Origin of the sequence: Pseudomonas sp. 2995-1 (genome assembly GCF_002742505.1) — a bacterium.
Taxonomy (GTDB): Bacteria; Pseudomonadota; Gammaproteobacteria; order Pseudomonadales; family Pseudomonadaceae; genus Aquipseudomonas; species Aquipseudomonas sivasensis.
This window is the reverse complement of record NZ_LJSA01000143.1, coordinates 1-326: the sequence shown is the minus strand read 5'-3', so window position 1 is coordinate 326 and position 326 is coordinate 1. Positions and strand designations below refer to the sequence as shown.

Sequence of the window (326 nt, the reverse complement as noted above, 5' to 3'; positions counted from 1 at the left end):
AAATGGTGCTGACGAAAAAGAAGTCTCTAACCGATTAAAGACTATCTTTGGAATTCATTCCTTCAGTCCTGCTTTAAAGGCTGAATTAGTTCAGGAAAATATTGATGATGCAGCTCTGTGGGCGGTTAAAGATGCATTACCTAATGAAAAGGGAACCTTCAAGGTTACAGTTAAAAGGCCAAACAAAGATTACCCAGGTAGATCCCAGGAGTTAAATTACCATATTGGGTCTCATATATTAAGAAACACAAAAGAGTTGACTGTTGATGTTCATAATCCTGATGTGGAAGTCAAAGTGGAAATTAGACATGAAGCAGCTTATATAC

At 37.1% G+C, this 326-nt stretch carries 1 protein-coding gene; it reads left to right on the top strand.

All coding sequences use genetic code 11. The annotated features are described in order from the left end of the window. On the top strand, window positions 1–326 hold a 326-nt coding region (locus AOA61_RS00425), incomplete at both ends, for a THUMP domain-containing protein (protein ID WP_256583310.1).